We start from the raw sequence: 19,470 nt of genomic DNA on the forward strand, positions 1-19,470 counted from the left end.
AAGATTCATGTGTGTTTTGGGTTGTATGCAAAGTGGGATACAAAGGGAAGAAATTAGGTGACTCTTATAATCCTGATTAAGGCTGAAAACCATAAAATTCAAGGGTTCTAGGCTTTATTGTCTAACTTATCTGAAATTACCTTTCTTTTTTTCAATTGAATTTATTTGTAACACTTAAAACCCATATGTGATAATTATTTTTAAATTATTTTAAGGGGGAAATACGTATGAGAAAAAAACTAGCGGCACTTTTGTGCGCGGTAATGTGCATTGCGTCTTTTACAGGCTGTTCCAGCGCTGAGCTTGGATATCTGCAGATGAGCGCAGACATGTTAACAAAAATGGATGTTTGTGAAGCATCTGGTAAAGTGAATGTGGAATTAGATGCAGATGCAATGAAAGAGTATGTAACAGATTTGGCGAAAGCTTCCGGCGCTTCTGATGAAGATTTGAAAGATGCTATTCAGGGCGTAGATGCTTTTAAAGGCAAAAAATCTGCTGTAATTGATTACAAATTGAAAATGGATATGAAAACACTTGCTTATTATGTAGACATGGATGTTACCTATGATGGAAAGAAATATGACATGGGTGATATGTTCTACTCAATGACTGACGGTGTTTATGTTTCTGGTAAAACCGTTTGGGGCATTTATGATTTGACAAAGGACTTAGCAGGTAAGGAGAAAGAAAGCTATCTGCAGGATGAGAACTTTGCGAAAGAGTTAAAAACACTTTTAGATGGAAGCAAATATATCAAAGTACTGTCTATGAAGGAATTGGGAATGACTGATGAACAAATTAAGTCAATGGTTCCCGAAGGCGGTTATGGCAAATTGTACGCTTCCGTAATGGATTTTTACAAAAATGCATTCTCCGGCTTTTCAACCAATATGGTAAGTGAAGTTTCCGGTGGTTACAAAATCAAAGCAGACGGTAAAGCAGTTGCTGAATTGTTTGTTAACTTGTTAGACTATGTTGGCAATAACCCTGATACTGTTTTGAGTGCAACAACAACATATATGATGGATGTTATGAAGACTATGAACTCTTCCGAAGAGGAAATGGCTGCATTTAAAGCAGGTATGGATAAGGCAAAGAAAGACACAGCATCTATTAAGACTGCTACAGATTCTATTAAGTTGATGGTTCAGCAAGGTATTGCAAAACCTGACGTATCCAAAGCGTTGAATAGCTTTGCTTACGAAGCAACCGTGACAAAATCCGGTGCTGGCTTCCATTCAACAGAAACATTTGGTATTACAAATGGCAGCAAGAGCGTATTGAAGGTAACAGGCACTTGTGACGTAAAGGCAGGCAGTGGCAAGGTTGATATGCCCGCAGCAAGCGTTAGCAAGGCTGATTTTGAGACAAAAATGACAGCTTTGGTTGAAAAGTATAATCCTGTTACAGCTGTAACTGCTCTTTGGGGCAATGATGATTCCCAAGCAATGTTTACAAAAGTAAGAAAAGATGAATCTTTCTTCTCTGCTGGTAACGATGTGGATTTAGCAGAGTATGTTGAGGCTGATGGCCGTGTGTACTTGCCTTTGCGCGACATTTGCGAAGCAATGGGTGAAAACGTAGAATGGAATAACGCTGAGAAAAAAGCTTATATCGTTCGTGCAGACGGAAAGACTGCAATGGAAGGTCTTGTTCAGAATGGAAAATCTTTCATCAGTGTGCGTGATTTTGAAAAATTAGGCTATAGTGTTGAATTTAAAAAGGTTGATGGTTTGAAGGAAGTAACAGTTACAAAGAAGTAATCATAAAAGTGAAAGGGCAGTGTCAATAGACACTGCCCTTTTTTAATGAAATGAAAACACCATATGGAGAGGTTAGAATCCAGTTGAAAGCCTTAAATATAAAAACGAAGCTTTCAATATTCAGGTTTCGTTTATCGACAGCAATTTAAGTTAAGCTTGAATATAAAAATTATAAAGAAGTATTTTCTTGGAAGGCTTTTATACGAGGCTGCATATTTTCCCAAAGAGAATAAGGAATAGCTAGATTTCCTCTGCCTGATCCCAAATTTATAAGAGGCTTGTTTTTACCGTGAAAGTCACTGCCTCCCGAAGGGCACAAATGATGTTTTTTAGCCAATTTCATCATATTCTTTCTTTGAGAAGGCGTGAAGGTTGAGTAGAAGCACTCTATCCCATCTAATCCTAGAGGAACCAATTCTTCGCACAAAGCGTCCAGTTGATCTTGAGCTAGGGAATAGAGGGTAGGGTGGGCCAGAATACTGATTCCTCCGGCGGAGTGAATTGTTTGAATACAAGATGCAGGTGTTGGAAGTATTTTTGCAACATAGCCAGGTCGGCCTTGGGTAAGGTATTTCGAAAATGCTTCGTCTCGTGTACGAATATAGCCCTTTTTTAAGAGTACACTGGCAAAATGAGCACGGGTTATGATTTCTCCTCCCGCACTATCTGTCACTTCCTCAAGGGTGATGGGTAAGCCGATTTCAGTCAATTGTTTTGCCATTTTGATATTTCGGATGGTTCTATTTTGGACAAAAGCTTCCATTTGCTCTGCCCAAATTGCTGCCTTGGGATCAAACCCAAGCCCCACAATATGCAGCTCTGGTTGATGAAAGCGGCCCCATTGGGCGGCTAACTCAATCCCTGGTATCGTTTCTATACCGTGTTTCTCCCCTGCTATTATAAACTGCTCTAAGCCTTGTATGGTATCGTGGTCTGTGAGAGCCACAGCGCTAATTCCTTGTTCTTTAGCCAAAAGAATAAGTTCCTCCGGCGAATAGGTGCCATCAGAGAAATATGAGTGGGTGTGTAAGTCGATGGTGCTGCTTTTTTTCATAAGCTCGCCTCCTTTTATAGAGTATACCATAAAATGGATGAATAAGATAAAAAACAATTTTAGATGGGATTATTCTATATAAGGGGAGCTTATTTGTGTCAGATATTCAGATTTTATGATGAAGAGATATTAACGGTTTCGTTTGGTTTCTTAATCCAACGAGAGCACCAATGAAAGATGGTATCATATTTTTAAGGCTTCTCCCATAGAATAAAACCAAAGCAAAGTGGGAGAGGATATCTTTGAAAAAGAAAAAAAAGGAAAATATGAAAAAAATACAGAAAAAGAGAGACGTAATGGAAAAGCAGGGAGAGCAGAGCTGGACCTGTATGGCCAAGGGGATGGCCATTGCATATGGAATTACCTGTATTTTCTTTATCGCTTATGGGCTTATTTTAACATACACGAATGTTTCTGAACAAAGTTTGCCTATGGTTGCGTTGGTTTGTACTGCCCTTTCCTCAGCGGTGGCAGGGTATGACTGGGCAAAATGCCGCAAGAAAAAAGGCTTAGTGATGGGACTGGCGGCTGGGCTTTTGTACGCATTGATTCTTTTCCTTGTGACAGCTCTGGCCAGCGATGCTTTTACCATGGGTATGTCTAAAATTATGACATTAATTGTTGCTTTAGCAGGCGGTGGAATTGGTGGTATTTTTGGAGTTAATGGGAAAAAATAAAAAAATACTTGAAAAATTTGTACAGTGTGTTATACTGACTGCTGAGAGCAAAAATCTCTTATTTACATATTCTTGAGAGATTTTCTCAAAAATTGCGAATTAGGCTGGTTCCTCCTTTTTAAAATAAAAGGAGAGCCGCCTTTCTTTTGTGCAAAATCACACTGGCACAAAGACTTCAGGAGGGACTCAATAATGAAAACAAAAGGAAGATTAATGCTACTGCTTATGCTTGTCGTAGCATTAGGGTTATGTGCATTAACCTATTACGGAATTGGCAAGGACAAGCGGTTAAGTGTCAATGATATTCAACAAGGCTTAGATTTAAGCGGTGGCGTTGACATTGTGTATGAAGCCGATAAAGAAAGTGTTACTGACGAAGAAATGTCTGCGGCAATTTCATTGTTACAAGGCCGACTGGATTGGAACGGCTGGGCAGAGGCGGAAGCCGCACAGGAGGGCACAGATCGTATTCGTGTGCAGATTCCCGGTGTAGATGATGCAGAAAAAGCGATTCAAGAAATTGGACAAACAGCACAGCTCCTATTTGTGGACGAGGCTGGAAATGTATTGCTTACAGGCGATATGGTTAAAAATGCAACAAAGCAGGTTGGAGCCACTTCAAAGAATGGGCCATCTGCTCCTTATGTTTCCTTGGAATTTAACGATGAAGGGGCACAGCGGTTTGCTCAGGCAACGGCAGAAAACATTGGCAAGAAGATAATGATTGTAATGGATAAAACTGTGGTTAGTGCACCAACAGTGCAAACAGCAATTACAGATGGAAAAGCCATTATTACGGGTAGTTTTACTGGACAAGAAGCAGAGAATACGGCAGCTTTAATTCGTGCAGGCTCTTTGCCATTTAACCTTAAAGTAATTCAAATGAAAAATGTTGGTGCTAGATTAGGTGCCGATGCGCTTTCTTCTGGTATTACTGCTGGGTTTGTGGGCATTTCACTAGTTTTACTGTACATGCTGTTTATGTACAAGCTCTTAGGGTTTGCGGCAGATTGGGCTTTGATAATCTATATTGGACTGGATTTATTGGTATTAAGCTTATTCCATATCACATTAACTTTACCAGGTATCGCAGGTATTGTTCTTTCTATCGGTATGGCGGTAGATGCCAATGTCATTATATTTGAGCGTATTAAAGAAGAACTGATTCTAGGTAAGACATTGCGTTCTGCTATAAAGATTGGTTTCTCAAGAGCAGTGCCTGCCATTGTGGATGGTAATGTTACCACTCTGATTGCGGCGGTGGTATTATTCTTCTTAGGCTCAGGCACAATTAAAGGCTTTGCTACAACGCTTATCATTGGTATTATACTTTCTATGTTTACAGCGTTGTTTGTGACAAGAATCATTGTAAGCAGTATGATAAAAGCGGGATTGCAAAACCCCAAAAACTATGGATTTCGCGTAAAGTGAGGAGGCGGCAAAGATGAAGATAATTGAGAACAGAAAGAAATTTTTTGCCATTTCCTTGGTACTGATTTTATTAGGATTTGCGACTATGTTCTATCAAGGCAGTAAGGGCAATGGTATTTTGAATTGGGATGTTGAATTTACAGGCGGTACTTCCATGGAAATTGACATGGGTGAGGCCTATGATCATAGTAAGCTGAATGAAGTTATTGCTACTGTAACTGGACAAAAAAGTCCTCAGGTTCAGGATATTATCGGAACGAATGAGGTTGCACTGAAGATGCAGTCCATTGACAGCAAAACAAGAAAAGATTTGGAAGATGCTATTAAAGTAGCCTTTCCATCAGCTGAGGTGAAATCAACCTCAGATGTTAGTGGAACAGTAAGCTCGGAGATGCAGCAAGCGGCAATAAAGGCAACATTAATTGCTTGTGTTGCAATGTTAATCTATATTTCTATTCGATTTAGAGATATCAGAGCTGGTGGTAGTGCTATCATTTCTTTGTTGCACGACATTTTAATTGTAATAGCCACTTACGCTGTTTTCCGAATCCCAGTGAATAACTCATTTATTGCAGTAATCCTAACTATATTGGGTTATTCCATCAATGCAACAATTGTTATTTTTGACAGAGTTCGAGAAAATCATGATAGATTTTCTACTCATCAAACTGCTGAGAAAATCAACAAGAGTATTAGTCAAACATTGGCCAGATCAATTAATACATCGGTAACTACATTCTTTACCGTGGGTTCAATATATGTAATCGGTGTACAATCTATTAAAGAATTTGCTCTTCCTATGATGGTAGGTATCATTGTAGGAGCTTACTCTTCCATTTGTATTTCCGGTTCTGTTTGGTACACATTATTACCCAAAAAAGAGAGATAATTTATAGGCAGTAGGGATAAAATCCCTGCTGCTTTTTTGTGGAGAAGACAACCACGCATTTAACGCGTGGTTGTTTTATTTTCGTGCATCTTTACTATATTGCGGCAAGAGAGAAAAGTTAGTATACTGATTAAAAGGCAAAAAATGTTTCGGGGAGGGATTGTGTTGAAAGAAAAATTTAAACTTGTGCAATATAGTCGGCAGGGTAGGCAAAAGGGAAACCTAAGGAAATTTTGCTTGGGAAACGCTAAAAAGGTGCAGGAATTTCACAGTAGCTTTCCTGTGTATCAAAAAACGCCTTTGATTTCTTTGAAAAATACTGCCAAGGAGTTGGGGCTGGGGGATATTTTAATCAAAGATGAGTCCTTTCGATTCGGTTTGAACGCCTTTAAGGTTTTGGGGGGCAGCTTTGCTATAGGAAATTTTATGGCCCAAAAAATAGGGGAAAATATAGATGATATTACATACAATGAATTAATTTCTCAGGAGACAAGAAAAGCTTTAGGAGAGATGACCTTTGTTACAGCTACAGATGGAAATCACGGCAGAGGGGTTGCTTGGACGGCAAGAGCCTTAAAGCAAAAGTCAGTGGTTTATATGCCAAAGGGTAGTGCAAAGGAGCGATTAGATAACATTCTTTCCGAGGGAGCAGAGGCTTTCATTACAAACATGAATTATGATGATGCTGTTCGTTTTGCCCATAAGCAGGCAGAGGAAAAAGGCTGGATTATGGTGCAGGATACTGCATGGGCAGGTTATGAGGATATTCCCTTATGGATTATGCAGGGCTACGGAACCATGGCTTACGAGGCCTATACCCAGATGGAGGAAAAACCAACACATATTTTTTTGCAGGCAGGTGTAGGTTCTATGGCTGGGGCGGTAACAGCTTTTTTTGCTGCAATATATGAAGGGGACTGCCCTTTGATAACCATTGTTGAGCCAAATAAGGCGGATTGTATTTATCGTACTGCAGAGGCACAGGATGGGGAGCTTCACTGTGTGACAGGGGAAATGGATACTATTATGGCTGGGCTGGCCTGTGGGGAACCATGTAGTATTGGATGGGAGATATTGAGGGAGTATGCCGACAATTTTATTTCCTGTCCCGATTATGTGGCTGCACAGGGAATGCGTATTCTGGGAAACCCTGCAAAGGGAGACACCCGTATTATTTCAGGAGAAAGCGGCGCAGCAACCTTTGGGCTAGTAGCAGAAATCATGAGAAATCCAGATTTGAAAGAGTTGAGGGAAAAACTAAGCCTTGATAAGAATGCCAGAGTATTATGTTTTAGCACCGAAGGAGATACAGATAAAGAGGGGTATCAATCCATTGTATGGGATGGCGCATATTCAAGGATATAGAGATAAATAGAAGAAGATAGTTATAAAAAAGGCATTTCCAACGTGTGGAAATGCCTTTTTTAAAAAACTATGCTTTGAGAATTATTTTACTTCAAAGGATAGTTGGTTAGAATTCGTTGAAATGTTACTTTAATTCTGAAATATAGTTTTTCCCAATGAGCATATCGTAGGTCATCAGCTCATGAAGTTCCTGCATTTGCTCACGCTTGGTTTTATCTGCATTGGGAGAATAGAAGTTATAGTATTTACTCATAATTGGGCATGTTCGATACAAATCCAATAAGAAATTCGTTTGCAAGCACTGGGGTGCGTCAATGTAGTCTGCCATAAGAGCAGGCAACAGAAAAGGTGAAACTGATTGGTTGTCTGCCAAATACTCTTTACCTGTATCATAATTGGTGAAAACCAAATATGGGGTAGAAAACATAATGTGTTTCTCCTCCTCAGACCATTGGGATGCTGTTGGGCGGGAAATAGTATTGGTTGCCAGATAGGGATCAAAATCATCCCCCAGGGTTGGCAGATGGTCTCCATACCAAAGCACGATTGTGGGTTTCTCTCGGTTCATGACATAATCGTAAATTGATTTTAATGCCCGGTCAGAATCTCTGACGCCAGCGGCGTAGTTTTCCAAGGTCAAAATTTGCTGGGAAGTCAGGTTATCCCCACTTACTTTAATAACCCTATCCTTTTCATCGAATTTATTTTGATACATGCTATGATTTTCCATGGTAATTGCCATTACAAATACCCCTACATCATGGGGTTGTTCCAATTGATAAACAACTTCTTCGGCAATGGTTTCATCGGTAATGTATGGCCCGCTGTTCCAATGTTGTTCCGCGTGAAGGTCATATTCCCCAAGAAAATCATCAAAACCCATATGGGGATAGGCTTTGTCACGGTCATAAAAGGTTTTTTGATAAGTGTGCAGGCCGATTGTATCATAGCCTAGATTTTTATAAACTCTTGGATACGAAAAAATATCGCTTTTTACATACTGCTGATAAGGGATGTTTCCCGGTGGCAAAGCGCTGGTGGACATTCCTGTTAAAATTTCGAATTCGGGACGAACAGTACCGCCACCAAAGGTTGGGGAAATCATTTTTCCACTGGGGTTGGTTTTGGCAATTTTACGATAGTTTTTTAATGGGTCATCGGAGAAGGTAACACCATTTAAAACCGTAGGATCCCAAAAGGCCTCGGAAAGCACTACAACAATATCAGGGTTCTGAAAGGTTTCTCCGCTGTTATTCTCAGGCAGATATTTTTCAAAGGCATGCTGAATATAGCTTTTGCTATATTTTTCAGGTGCGTTGGTATTTTGTACACTACCAAAATTCAAAGAAAAGGCAGTTAGAAAGCCATGCTCTGCGTAAAACGTATTTTGATCCGCTGGTTTTTCAGAGGAGATTCCTAAGAAAGGAGACAAACCTTGTTGAGCGGTATGGTTTGTCATAAGCAGAAAAAAACCAATCAAAAATAAAGGAGATGTCATGACACGAAATCGCCATTTTATTGAAATTTTAGGTGTTATCAAATAAAGTAAAATACAATAAAACAATGTGCTGAAAAGAATCTCCCAAAGGGCTTCAGGTATCACGATGGTACTTAGAAACTCTGTAAAGCTTGAAGCGTTTCGAGCCAGATAAATATCCCATGGAAAAAAATGAACTTCTAAAATTGCAAACTTAAAATAATCAACTAAGGAGAAACTAATAAATAGAGTGGCGGTGACTAGTGCTGATAAGGCAAAATTAGGTATCACTGCAGCAAAAAAGAGAAAAGCCAACCAAACCAAAAGTAAGCCAAAGGTAAAGGCGCCTAAATTCTTCGTAAATAGTGTATACAATTGGGTTGTATTACCAAAGGATAGATAATTTACTGCTAAGGTGAGATAGAATGGGAATAAAAATACACAAATCCATTTAAAAAGTTTAAGAACCAGATTGCGATTAAAAAATGCTGTTATTTCCTCTTTCATTTCATGAAAAGCACTCATTGGAAAGACCTCGCAGTTTCGAATTTATAGAAAAATTAAATTGATTTATTTTCCACAATTAGAGATTATAGCACAAATTCTCCTTTTTTTCAAGGAAAGCCTATGCTATGATATGGGAAAGAAAGGATGAGTAGCATGAAAAATATAGGGCTATATGTGCATATTCCCTTTTGCAAAAGAAAGTGTCTTTACTGTGACTTTCCTTCCTTTGGAAACAAGGAGGATAAATTTGATGCATACACCCATGCACTGGAGCGGGAAATAGAAAAGCGTGGAGAACAGTGCATGGATTATCGGGTTACTTCCATATTTTTTGGCGGAGGAACACCCACAGTGCTTTCTGAAAACTTGTTGAGGAGGTTGCTGGAGAAAATAAAAGCTTCTTTTACTATTGTTGAAGAGGCAGAAATCACCATCGAAGCAAACCCCGGTACCTTGGAGGAGAAAAAAGCAAAGGCATTGCGAGTAATGGGATTTAACCGATTAAGCATGGGTGTTCAGGCATGGCAAAATCGGCTGTTATCTATTTTAGGGCGCATTCATACCATAGAAGAATTTCAAAATAATTTTCAAAATGCAAGAAAAGCTGGTTTTGACAATATCAATTTGGATGTTATGTTCGCCTTGCCCACCCAGACCTTTGCGGAGTGGAAGGAAACCCTTGAAAAAATTACGGAATTGGATCCGGAACATATTTCAGCTTACAGCTTAATTATAGAAGAAGGCACACCATTTTATGAAAAGTTCGAAAAGGGTGAGCTTTTAGAAACAAATGAAGAGATGGACAGAGAAATGTATCATTATGCCGTAGCTTTTTTAGCAGAAAGAGGCTACCACCATTATGAAATTTCGAATTTTGCTAAATCTGGAAGAGAGAGTAGGCACAACAAAATATATTGGCAGACCACGCCCTATTTGGGCATGGGATTAGGTGCGCATTCCTATTTTCAAGGAAGCCGTTTCCACAATACCTATGATTTGGACAAATATATTTTGGCGGATGGGGAAATAAATAGGTTAGAAGAAGAACGTGAAATCCAATTAAAAAAGGCAGCTATGGAGGAGTTTATGTTTCTGGGGCTTCGTCTAACAGAAGGGGTTTCTTTTAAAGTATTTTCTGAACGTTTTGGTGTTGAGATGAAAGAAGTTTACTATAAGGTGATATCAGATCTTTTGGAAAGTAATTTGCTAAGACAAACAGAAGAAGGAATCGCACTAACGCAAAGAGGAATTGATATAAGTAATCAGGTTTTTACAGAGTTTTTGTTGGATGAATAAGCAAAATAAAACTTGAAAATTTTCTTTGGTAAAATTATAATAAAATTTACAATTTGCGCTTGACATATATGGTGTCAAGTGCTATCTTATGTATATGAATTAGCACTCGTGCCAAGTGAGTGCTAACAAAGAAAGAGAGGGGGCGGCTCGGATGTCGTTGAATGACAGAAAAATTCAGATTCTACAGGCAATTATCAATGACTATATTGAAACGGCGGAACCGGTCGGCTCCAGAACCATAGCAAAAAAATATAACCTAGGTATTAGTTCCGCAACAATCCGAAATGAAATGAGCGATTTGGAGGAGATGGGTTTCATTATGCAACCCCATGCATCCTCGGGACGTATCCCATCAGATTTGGGGTATAGGCTTTATGTGGATCACCTGATGCAAAAGCGAGAATTAAGCTTAGACGAACAAGGCTATTTGCAAAGTGTCATTTCTAGAGATATCAGCCAGATTGATTACTTGATGGAGGAAACTGCAAAGGTGCTCTCCGCTTTAACAAACTACACCACTTTTATTTCCGAGCCTGTGGGACAAAGAGCGAGAATTAAGCAAATAAGGTTGCTGCCACTAGATATGGCTTCAGTGCTTCTGGTTATTGTAACAGAAGATAATTTTATGAAAAACCATGTGATCAAAGTGGGTACAGCACCAGATGATGATATTATATTTCAAATAGGTGCGTATCTAAACAGGGCTTTTCAAGGTTGTGCATTACAGCAGATAGATCAAGGCGTTATTCAGCGTTTGCAAATCGAGCTTGGAGACTATAAGGGTCTGTTAGGGCCAATCTTAAGAGCTCTGGAGAATACGATGCAATCGGCGGAAAAGGTTCAAGTTCATATGAGTGGTGCAAAAAATATGTTAGCCTTTCCTGAGTTTTCAGATATCAGCAAGGCCAAGTCTTTATTCCAAACCTTAGAGGAAAAGGATGTTTTGGTGACCTTGCTTGAAGAAAGCAAATGCAATGATCTGCAAATTTTAATTGGCAGTGAAAATACAGTGCAAGGTATGAAGGACTGCAGTGTGATTACAGCTACTTATAAGCTAAGCGATGATACCAGAGGCACCATCGGCATTGTAGGCCCTACTAGAATGGATTACTCCCAAGTGGTTTCCGTTTTAAACGGGATGGTAAAAAATATTGAAAGAGTATTACGAAATTTGACGGATAATAAAGACAATAAGGATGGATAGAGAAAAGAGGGAATGAAGTGGCGGAAAATAAAGACAGAGATGAAGCCTTGAAAGAAGAGGCATTACAGGAAGAAACTTTACAAGAAGAAATAGTTGAAACCACAGAACAAGAAGCAGAAGTGACAGAAGTTGAAGTCATTGATGATACTGCAGAAAAGATTTTAAAGCTGGAACAGCAGGCGGCGGAGAATTTTGATAAATACCAACGAAGCTTAGCTGAATTTGATAACTTCCGCAAACGCACTATGAAGGAAAAAGCTACAATGTATGATGATGGTGTGAGAGATACCGTTGAAAAGCTTTTAAGTGTAGTTGATAATTTGGAAAGAGCTGTATCGGCACAAGAAGGCAAAGCGGAAGAAAACGATAGTTTCTTGATAGGTGTACAAATGATCTTAAAGCAATTTCAGGAGGTTTTACATGGTTTAGGCGTAGAAGAAATTAAAGCCTTGGGAGAGAAGTTTGATCCCAACCTGCATGCGGCGGTTGCCCATGAGGATGATGAGAACTATGGAGAAAGCGAAATCATTCTGGAAATGCTGAAGGGTTATCAATATAAAGACAAAGTCATACGCCATAGTATGGTAAAGGTCGCTAACTAAAAAAATAGATATTATTGATCAATAGGAGGATAAGGTTATGGGAAAAATTATTGGTATTGACTTAGGAACAACCAACTCTTGCGTTGCAGTTATGGAAGGCGGTCAGCCTGTTGTTATTGTAAACAGTGATGGTGCAAGAACAACACCTTCCGTTGTAGGTTTTGCAAAAAATGGTGAAAGACTGGTTGGCGAAACTGCAAAGCGTCAGGCGATCACAAACCCTGACAATACAATCAGTTCCATTAAAAGAAGAATGGGCGAAAATTATAAAGTAGATGTTGAAGGAAAAGGCTATTCTCCTCAGGAGATTTCCGCAATGGTTTTGCAGAAATTAAAAGCGGACGCAGAAAGCTATTTGGGTGAAACCGTTTCTGAAGCAGTTATTACTGTTCCAGCTTATTTCAATGATGCTCAGAGACAGGCAACTAAGGATGCAGGTCGTATTGCAGGTTTGGAAGTTAAACGTATTATCAACGAGCCTACATCTGCCGCATTGGCATATGGTTTGGATAACGAGCACGAACAGAAAATTATGGTTTATGACTTAGGCGGTGGTACATTCGACGTTTCCATTATCGAAATTGGTGATGGCGTTATCGAAGTTCTTTCCACAAATGGTAACACTCGTTTGGGTGGTGATGACTTCGATCAGAGAGTAATTGACTTTTTAGTGGCTGAATTTAAAAAAGCTGAAGGAATGGACTTAAGCAAAGACAAAATGGCAATGCAAAGATTAAAAGAAGCTGGAGAAAAGGCGAAAAAAGAGCTTTCTACAGTGACAACAACAAACATCAACCTTCCTTTCATTACTATGAATCAGGATGGTCCTAAGCACTTGGATGTTACCCTGAGCAGAGCAAAATTTGATGAGTTAACAGCTGACTTGGTTGATGGCACCATGGGCCCTGTTCGTCAGGCATTGTCTGATGCTGGTCTTAGCGCAAGCGAAATTGACAAGGTATTATTGGTTGGTGGTTCCACAAGAATGCCATCCGTTCAGGATGCAGTGAAAAAATATACAGGAAAAGAGCCTTTCAAAGGCATTAACCCTGATGAGTGTGTTGCAGTTGGTGCAGCAATTCAGGGTGGTAAATTAGCAGGTGACGAAGGCGCAGGAAGTGTCCTTCTGTTAGACGTAACACCTTTGTCCTTGGGTATTGAAACATTGGGCGGCGTTGCAACAAAGCTCATCGACAGAAATACTACAATTCCTACAAACAAAAAACAGGTTTTCTCCACAGCAGATGATAATCAAACAGCAGTTGATATCCACGTTGTACAGGGTGAAAGACCTTTGGCTAAGGATAATAAAACATTAGGACGTTTTAAACTGGATGGTATTGCCCCAGCAAGACGTGGTGTTCCTCAGATTGAAGTATCTTTTGATATTGATGCCAACGGTATTGTAAACGTTTCCGCTAAGGATTTGGGTACAGGCAAAGAACAGAAAATCACCATTACCGCAGGGTCTAACCTCAGCGATGATGAAATTGATAAGGCAGTTAAAGAAGCAGAACAGTTTGCAGAAGATGATAGAAAGAGAAAAGAAGCAATTGATGCAAAAAATGAAGCGGATTCTTTGATCTTCCAGACAGAAAAAACACTGGGCGAGCTGGAGGGCAAGCTGAGTGATGAAGAAAAGAGCGCTGTAGAAGCTGAATTAAACAAATTGAAAGATACAGCTAAGGATATGAACGCTGAAACAATGACTGAGGCTGATGTTGAGAAGTTGAAAGCCGCAACAGAAGCGTTGACACAGGAATTCTATAAGATTTCTGAAAAACTGTATCAGCAGGCACAGGCAGCTCAGGGTGCAGACCCTAATGGTGCAGCCCCTAATGGTGCAGACCCAAATGTGGTTGACGGCGAAGGCAAAGAACTGTAAAATAAAAGAGTTCTGCATGGCAAGGGCGGTTATCCGCCCCTGCTTTTGCTGTAAATAGACCTTGAAGGAATAAGGTGGTGAGGAAGTTGGCAGAGAAAAGAGATTATTATGAAATACTGGGGGTAAGCAGAGATGCTTCTGACGCAGAGCTGAAAAAGGCTTATCGTAAGATGGCGGTGAAATATCATCCTGACCAAAACCCCGGAGATAAAGATGCTGAGGCAAAATTTAAAGAAGTCAATGAAGCCTATGAAGTTTTGAACGATTCTCAAAAAAGAGCGCAATATGACCAGTTTGGCCATTCAGCTTTTGAACAGGGCGGTGCAGGCGGCGGATTTTATGGCCAAGGTTTTGATATGGGAGATTTGGGCGATATTTTCGGTAGCATGTTCGGCTTTGGTGGGTTTAGCGGAAGCACCCGCAGAACCGGTCCAAGACGTGGCAGTGATATAAACGTAAACATCCAGCTTAGCTTTGCAGAGGCTGCATTTGGATGCACTAAGGAAATTTCCGTAAGCATATACGATGAATGTGAAACCTGCCATGGCACAGGGGCAAAAGCGGGAACCCATGCGGAAAGCTGCCCCAAATGTAATGGCACAGGACAGGAGAGATTTGTTCAACAGTCCATGTTTGGATCTGTTACCTCAGTGCGTACTTGTAGTCAGTGTCAAGGTACTGGAAAAATCATTAAAGATCCTTGTTCCACTTGCCGCGGGACAGGTAAGGTGAAGAAGAATAAAAAATATGAAGTGAACATTCCCAAAGGCATCGATAACGGTCAGACCATCCGTCTTGCAAACAAGGGGGAAATTGGCGAAAATGGCGGTGGCTACGGAGATCTATTGGTAACCGTTTATGTGCAGCCAGACCCGTTGTTTATCAGAAAGGGATTTGATGTATTTTGCGATGTGCCTATTACCTTTGTGCAAGCGGCTTTAGGTGGCGAAATCACCATTAAAACCATTGATGGCGAGCAGAAATATACTGTTAAACCCGGAACGCAACCGGAAACAGTAGTGACTTTAAGGGGCGTTGGTATCCCCAATTTAAGAAACCCCAAAGTTCGTGGAAATCAGGTAGTTACCCTAAAGGTGAAAATTCCTACGGATTTGAGTGAAAAACAGAAAGATTTGTTGCGACAGTTCTATAAAGATGAGACTGTTAATACCAATGAAAGTAAGAGTACTTCTGAAGAAAAGAAATCTTTTTCTGAAAAAATGAAGGATCTGTTTAAGGAGTAAGAACAGGAAAGCGTAATTTTAAAAAACACTTGAAAAAAACAATTTCTTATATTAAAATGTTAAGAACTGATCAGGCAATGGCAAAATAGCCATGTGGCCGGGCAAGCAGCAGCAGATAAAACGCCTGCGGGACAGTAATATGTTCCTTGTGGGCGTTTTTTACATTATTTTCTGGCCTACATTTGGATAGAATAAAATAGGGATGAAAATGGAGGTTTTTATTTTGGATGCAAAGATAAGCAAAGCTGAAGAAAATGCGAAAATTGTAATGAGGGTATCTGCGAAAACAATGATTGCCAATATTATTTTGTCTGTTGGCAAGGTGACAGCAGGTGTGATTGCCAGTTCAGGTGCCATGGTTTCCGATGGTATTCATTCTGCGTCAGATGTACTTAGTACCATTGTTGTGATGATAGGATACAAATTATCAGCAAAGGAATCAGATGAGCATCATCAGTATGGCCATGAAAGAATTGAATGTGTGGCGGCATTGATTCTGGCGGGCATTTTATGTGCCACTGGGCTTATCATTGGTTATGAGGGTGTTTTAAAAATCATCCATGCCAGTGAATTGAACTTAGCAATGCCGGGAATATTGGCGCTGATAGCAGCAATTGCATCCATCGTTGTGAAGGAAGGTATGTACTGGTATACCAGAGCTGCGGCAAACAAAGTGAATTCCGGTGCTTTGATGGCAGATGCATGGCATCATCGTTCTGATGCCATGTCCTCCATAGGAAGTATGGTTGGTATTATTGGCGCAAGATTGGGTTATCCAATATGCGACCCTTTGGCAAGCGTAATTATTTGTGTTTTTATTGTGAAGGCAGCTTATGATATTTTTATGGATGCCATTAACAAAATGTTGGATACTGCTTGTGACAAAGAGACTGTGGGACGCATGCGGGATATTATTCTTTCCCAAGAAGGCGTAACAGGCATCGATCAAATGCAAACGCGCCTATTTGGCGCAAGAATCTATGTAGATGTGGAAATTGCCGCTAACAGACATATGACATTAAGTGAGGCGCATACCATTGCAGAGCAGGTACATGAAGCCATTGAAAATAATTTTCAAGAAGTAAAGCATTGTATGGTCCATGTGAACCCGGCTGAGGAAGATTTGGTAGAAGCGGAATAAATAAAAAGGATTATTCTTATAACTGGAATAATCCTTTTTTGTGGAAAAATATATTCATATTTTCGTGTTGGGTGAGTCATTACCCCTTGTTGTTTATTTGCAAAATTTTATCCAAAAGGCTTTTTAGAGAAAATCCCTAGTCTATTAAATGATTATTGTGAAATCAGTTACTTTTCTTGCATCCTCAAACAAAATGCTTTTCAGCTTTTTTAAGCCATATTCTAAATCCTCCTTTGTATCTGCAGAGGAAATGGCAATGCGAAGGTATTGTTCCTTCGGGGGAGTTCCCACCAAAAAACGGTTTGAGTGAAACAAATGGATTCCTTCTTCCATAGCTAACTGCTCCATAGGCAAATCATAAAGAGCCTCTGGCAGAGGGAGCCAACGGCAGAAAGATAGAGGCGTAGGGGAGTTGCTTGGAAAATATTGTTCAAAAATCAAATTTCTTTTGAACGCTAATGTTTTCTTTTTATCTATTACCTCTGCTGCAATGCCGGTATGAATCATATATGCCGCTGTTTCAATACTGATTGATGAGGTTTTTACATTAATATTGAAGATGCCTCGGGCAATCAAGGCAGTGAAACGGTGAGGCACAGACATAATTGCAACCCGTAGCCCCGGGCAGATAGATTTTGATAGGCTTGCGATATAACAGCCCTCTTGGGGGCAAAAAACCGATAGAGGTACATAATTTGGTGGAGCCAGAAATGCATAAATATCATCTTCAATCAGCGTCAAATGGTGGTTTCTGATGACTTTTGCCAAGGCCTCTTTTCGGGGGGTATCCATTAAGGTTCCCACAGGGTTGCTATAAGTAGGAACGACATATACGCCCTGTATACCCTGTAAGCGGCATTGCATCTCTAAGTCCTCGGGGAGAATCCCCTTTTCATCCCCTTGAATGGGTACAAGTTTAATATTTAGCATATTTGCCAGCTCAATAAAGTTGGAATAAGTAAAGCGGTCAGTTGCAATTTTATCGCCATGGTGGAATAACGTAATGAGCACAACCGCAAAGGCATTTTGTCCTCCGGTGGTAAAAAAAATATCTTCTGCATGGGGATGAAGCCCGAATTTCGAGAACCACTTTAATGCGGCGCTTTTTTGATAGGGTGAGCCGAAGGGAGCACTATAGTCCAAAAGGGAATCTACGGCACTGTTTGCAAGAACCTTTTTCATTGCCTCTTCTGTATATTGATTCATAAAATCTAATGGTTTTATAATCCCAAATTCAATGGTATTTCGATTTGTTTTGGTATCTTGAATGGCAATGGAAACACCTGCATTTGGAGATACGAAGGTACCTCTGCCGATAACAGCATATAGAAATCCATTTAACTGACACAGCTTGAAAGCTTTTGTAACAGTACTTAAATTGATATCCAAATAGTCCGCAAGCTCCCTCTGAGGAGGTAGCTTTGTATGGGGCACCAGTGTACCGTTTTTAATATCTTGTTCAAGAAGCTCTGCCAAAGAAAGATATAATGGCTGTGTTAATTTTGACTTTTCTGGTTTCCAAGACATAGGGTAATCTTCAAAAGAGTTAACAGGCATAATTGTTCTCCTTTTTTGTATGACATACAATTTCTTGCTTGAAGCCATACAATGTGCAAATTATAATTGTATTATAGATGTATTTATACAAATTATCAAGGAGAGGAGCGATGTTTATGAAATATTTCGTTGTAGATGCCTTTGCGGAAAATGTATTTGGGGGAAATCCTGCGGGAGTCTGTGTGATGGAGGAGTCATTATCAAAAGAGATGATGCAGAGTATTGCCGCGGAAAACAATTTATCGGAAACGGCATTTGTTTTCAAAAGAGAACTGGGAAAATATGATCTAAAGTGGTTTACACCAAAAGTTGAGATTGACCTTTGTGGTCATGCAACCTTAGGAGCCGCCTTTGTCGTTGCAAATTATCTTGATACAGAAGTTACGAAAATGGAGTTTTCCACATTAAGTGGTATTTTAACTGTTACGAAAAGTGGAGACTTACTTGAAATGGATTTCCCAAGCTGGATGCCTAAGGAAATCGAGGTAACAGAAGAAATGGAAAAAGCAATTGGAGCAAAGCCATTAGAAGCATACTTGTCCAGAGATTTAGTTTTGTTATTGGAGGATGAAAAAAGCGTAATAGCATTAAATCCTGATTTTGATAAAGCAGAGAAGTTGGAAGATGGTATGATTTTAATTGCAACGGCAAGGGGGACGGAATTTGACTTTGTATCCAGATGCTTTGTTCCAAAAGCGGGAGTAAATGAAGACCCCGTTACAGGTTCTGCCCATAGCACGTTGATTCCTTATTGGGCGAAAAAACTGGGTAAGGAGGAGATGGTTGCAAAGCAGGTTTCCCAAAGAGGGGGCATTTTGCGCTGTAAAAATGATGGAGAGCGGGTACGCATACGTGGCGGTGCGGTTCTCTATTTGAAGGGTGAAATATTTGTGTAAGTTATATTTTACTTATATTTTTGAAGAGCGCATCCAGATGCACTTTTCTAATTTGTACTGTTGTATGATGCATAAAGGAGATTTTAGAATTGTTGTGCTAGGGTGGGTTGAATCATCAACACTAAACTCTATCATGAAGAAATGTTTAAGTATATTTTGAACTATAACGAAATATTATTACATATAGTACTTGACAGACGAAAATGCAAGTGCTACAATTAGCAAAAATTGAAACCGTAGAACAAGAAGAGTAGGCATAACAAATCACTTTCAGAGAGTCGTTGGTTGGTGTGAAGCGGCAGTGTTGTTGTTCCGAATGGACTTGTGAGGGCGGAAAGAAATCGCTATGGCGAGAGTAATGTCCGACGGGAACCCTGTCCGTTATCAGTGGGGTGTGTATGTTTGTACATAAAATGAGTGATCTGAATTTTTTTTGAATTCAGGTAATTTGGGTGGTATCGCAGAAGCTATAAGCCTTT

15 protein-coding genes, 1 riboswitch and 1 other annotated feature (1 of these 17 running past the window's edge) are annotated in these 19,470 nt (G+C 39.9%); of the genes, 12 read left to right on the top strand and 3 right to left on the bottom strand.

What is annotated here, in order from left to right; translation table 11 throughout:
- Window positions 1-227 precede the first annotated feature (227 nt).
- On the top strand, window positions 228-1,766 hold the full coding sequence (locus RTK36_RS03160; protein WP_312044260.1) for a stalk domain-containing protein: 1,539 nt from the start codon (window positions 228-230) through the stop codon (window positions 1,764-1,766).
- A 169-nt stretch (window positions 1,767-1,935) separates the two neighbouring features.
- On the opposite strand, the gene RTK36_RS03165 is transcribed toward RTK36_RS03160, so the two are convergent.
- Complete coding sequence (locus tag RTK36_RS03165; protein WP_312044262.1) at window positions 1,936-2,820, bottom strand: PHP domain-containing protein; 885 nt, start codon at window positions 2,818-2,820, stop codon at window positions 1,936-1,938.
- Between the two features lie 242 nt (window positions 2,821-3,062).
- On the opposite strand from RTK36_RS03165, the gene RTK36_RS03170 reads away from it, so the two are divergent.
- The 4 genes from RTK36_RS03170 to dpaL all read left to right on the top strand — a co-directional run bounded on the left by RTK36_RS03170 (window position 3,063) and on the right by dpaL (window position 7,182).
- Window positions 3,063-3,497, top strand: a complete 435-nt coding sequence (locus RTK36_RS03170) for a TIGR04086 family membrane protein (RefSeq protein ID WP_312044264.1) — start codon at window positions 3,063-3,065, stop codon at window positions 3,495-3,497.
- Window positions 3,498-3,689: 192 nt separating this feature from the next.
- Entirely contained in the window at window positions 3,690-4,928 is a 1,239-nt protein-coding gene (gene secD / locus RTK36_RS03175; protein WP_312044266.1) for a protein translocase subunit SecD, read from the top strand.
- Between the two features lie 13 nt (window positions 4,929-4,941).
- Window positions 4,942-5,817 (top strand): protein translocase subunit SecF, encoded by an 876-nt coding sequence (gene secF, locus RTK36_RS03180; RefSeq protein ID WP_312044268.1) that lies wholly within the window; start codon window positions 4,942-4,944, stop codon window positions 5,815-5,817.
- A gap of 165 nt (window positions 5,818-5,982) precedes the next feature.
- Window positions 5,983-7,182: a diaminopropionate ammonia-lyase gene (gene dpaL, locus RTK36_RS03185; RefSeq protein ID WP_312044270.1), complete on the top strand. Its 1,200-nt coding sequence runs from the start codon at window positions 5,983-5,985 to the stop codon at window positions 7,180-7,182.
- A gap of 124 nt (window positions 7,183-7,306) precedes the next feature.
- Here the strand turns inward: dpaL and RTK36_RS03190 are convergent, their stop codons facing one another.
- Complete coding sequence (locus RTK36_RS03190; RefSeq protein WP_312044272.1) at window positions 7,307-9,184, bottom strand: LTA synthase family protein; 1,878 nt, start codon at window positions 9,182-9,184, stop codon at window positions 7,307-7,309.
- Between the two features lie 135 nt (window positions 9,185-9,319).
- Here RTK36_RS03190 and hemW point away from each other — a divergent pair, with 135 nt between their 5' ends.
- The 6 genes from hemW to RTK36_RS03220 all read left to right on the top strand — a co-directional run bounded on the left by hemW (window position 9,320) and on the right by RTK36_RS03220 (window position 16,538).
- The gene (gene hemW / locus RTK36_RS03195) at window positions 9,320-10,462 is read left to right on the top strand and encodes a radical SAM family heme chaperone HemW (RefSeq protein WP_312044274.1); all 1,143 of its coding nucleotides are present in this window, start codon (window positions 9,320-9,322) and stop codon (window positions 10,460-10,462) included.
- A 151-nt stretch (window positions 10,463-10,613) separates the two neighbouring features.
- Window positions 10,614-11,666, top strand: coding sequence for a heat-inducible transcriptional repressor HrcA (gene hrcA / locus RTK36_RS03200; RefSeq protein ID WP_312044276.1), 1,053 nt, complete (start codon window positions 10,614-10,616; stop codon window positions 11,664-11,666).
- A 17-nt stretch (window positions 11,667-11,683) separates the two neighbouring features.
- On the top strand, window positions 11,684-12,268 hold the full coding sequence (gene grpE / locus RTK36_RS03205; protein ID WP_312044278.1) for a nucleotide exchange factor GrpE: 585 nt from the start codon (window positions 11,684-11,686) through the stop codon (window positions 12,266-12,268).
- A 37-nt stretch (window positions 12,269-12,305) separates the two neighbouring features.
- Window positions 12,306-14,153: a molecular chaperone DnaK gene (dnaK, locus tag RTK36_RS03210; protein ID WP_312044280.1), complete on the top strand. Its 1,848-nt coding sequence runs from the start codon at window positions 12,306-12,308 to the stop codon at window positions 14,151-14,153.
- Between the two features lie 86 nt (window positions 14,154-14,239).
- A complete protein-coding gene (dnaJ, locus tag RTK36_RS03215; protein ID WP_312044282.1) occupies window positions 14,240-15,397 on the top strand; it encodes a molecular chaperone DnaJ in 1,158 nt (385 codons plus the stop codon).
- Between the two features lie 56 nt (window positions 15,398-15,453).
- Window positions 15,454-15,534: riboswitch (NiCo riboswitch) on the top strand.
- Between the two features lie 86 nt (window positions 15,535-15,620).
- Complete coding sequence (locus RTK36_RS03220) at window positions 15,621-16,538, top strand: cation diffusion facilitator family transporter (protein ID WP_331654934.1); 918 nt, start codon at window positions 15,621-15,623, stop codon at window positions 16,536-16,538.
- A gap of 144 nt (window positions 16,539-16,682) precedes the next feature.
- Here RTK36_RS03220 and RTK36_RS03225 read toward each other — a convergent pair whose 3' ends face one another.
- Window positions 16,683-18,095, bottom strand: a complete 1,413-nt coding sequence (locus RTK36_RS03225; RefSeq protein WP_312044284.1) for an aminotransferase-like domain-containing protein — start codon at window positions 18,093-18,095, stop codon at window positions 16,683-16,685.
- A gap of 116 nt (window positions 18,096-18,211) precedes the next feature.
- On the opposite strand from RTK36_RS03225, the gene RTK36_RS03230 reads away from it, so the two are divergent.
- Window positions 18,212-18,991 carry a PhzF family phenazine biosynthesis protein gene (locus RTK36_RS03230; RefSeq protein WP_312044286.1) on the top strand — a complete coding sequence of 260 codons (780 nt, stop codon included), beginning with the start codon at window positions 18,212-18,214 and terminating at the stop codon, window positions 18,989-18,991.
- 228 nt (window positions 18,992-19,219) lie between these two features.
- Window positions 19,220-19,470 (top strand) — a binding site (T-box leader) (it continues 9 nt past the right edge of the window).

Source organism: Anaerotignum sp., from assembly GCF_031981185.1.
GTDB lineage: Bacteria > Bacillota > Clostridia > Lachnospirales > Anaerotignaceae > Chakrabartyella.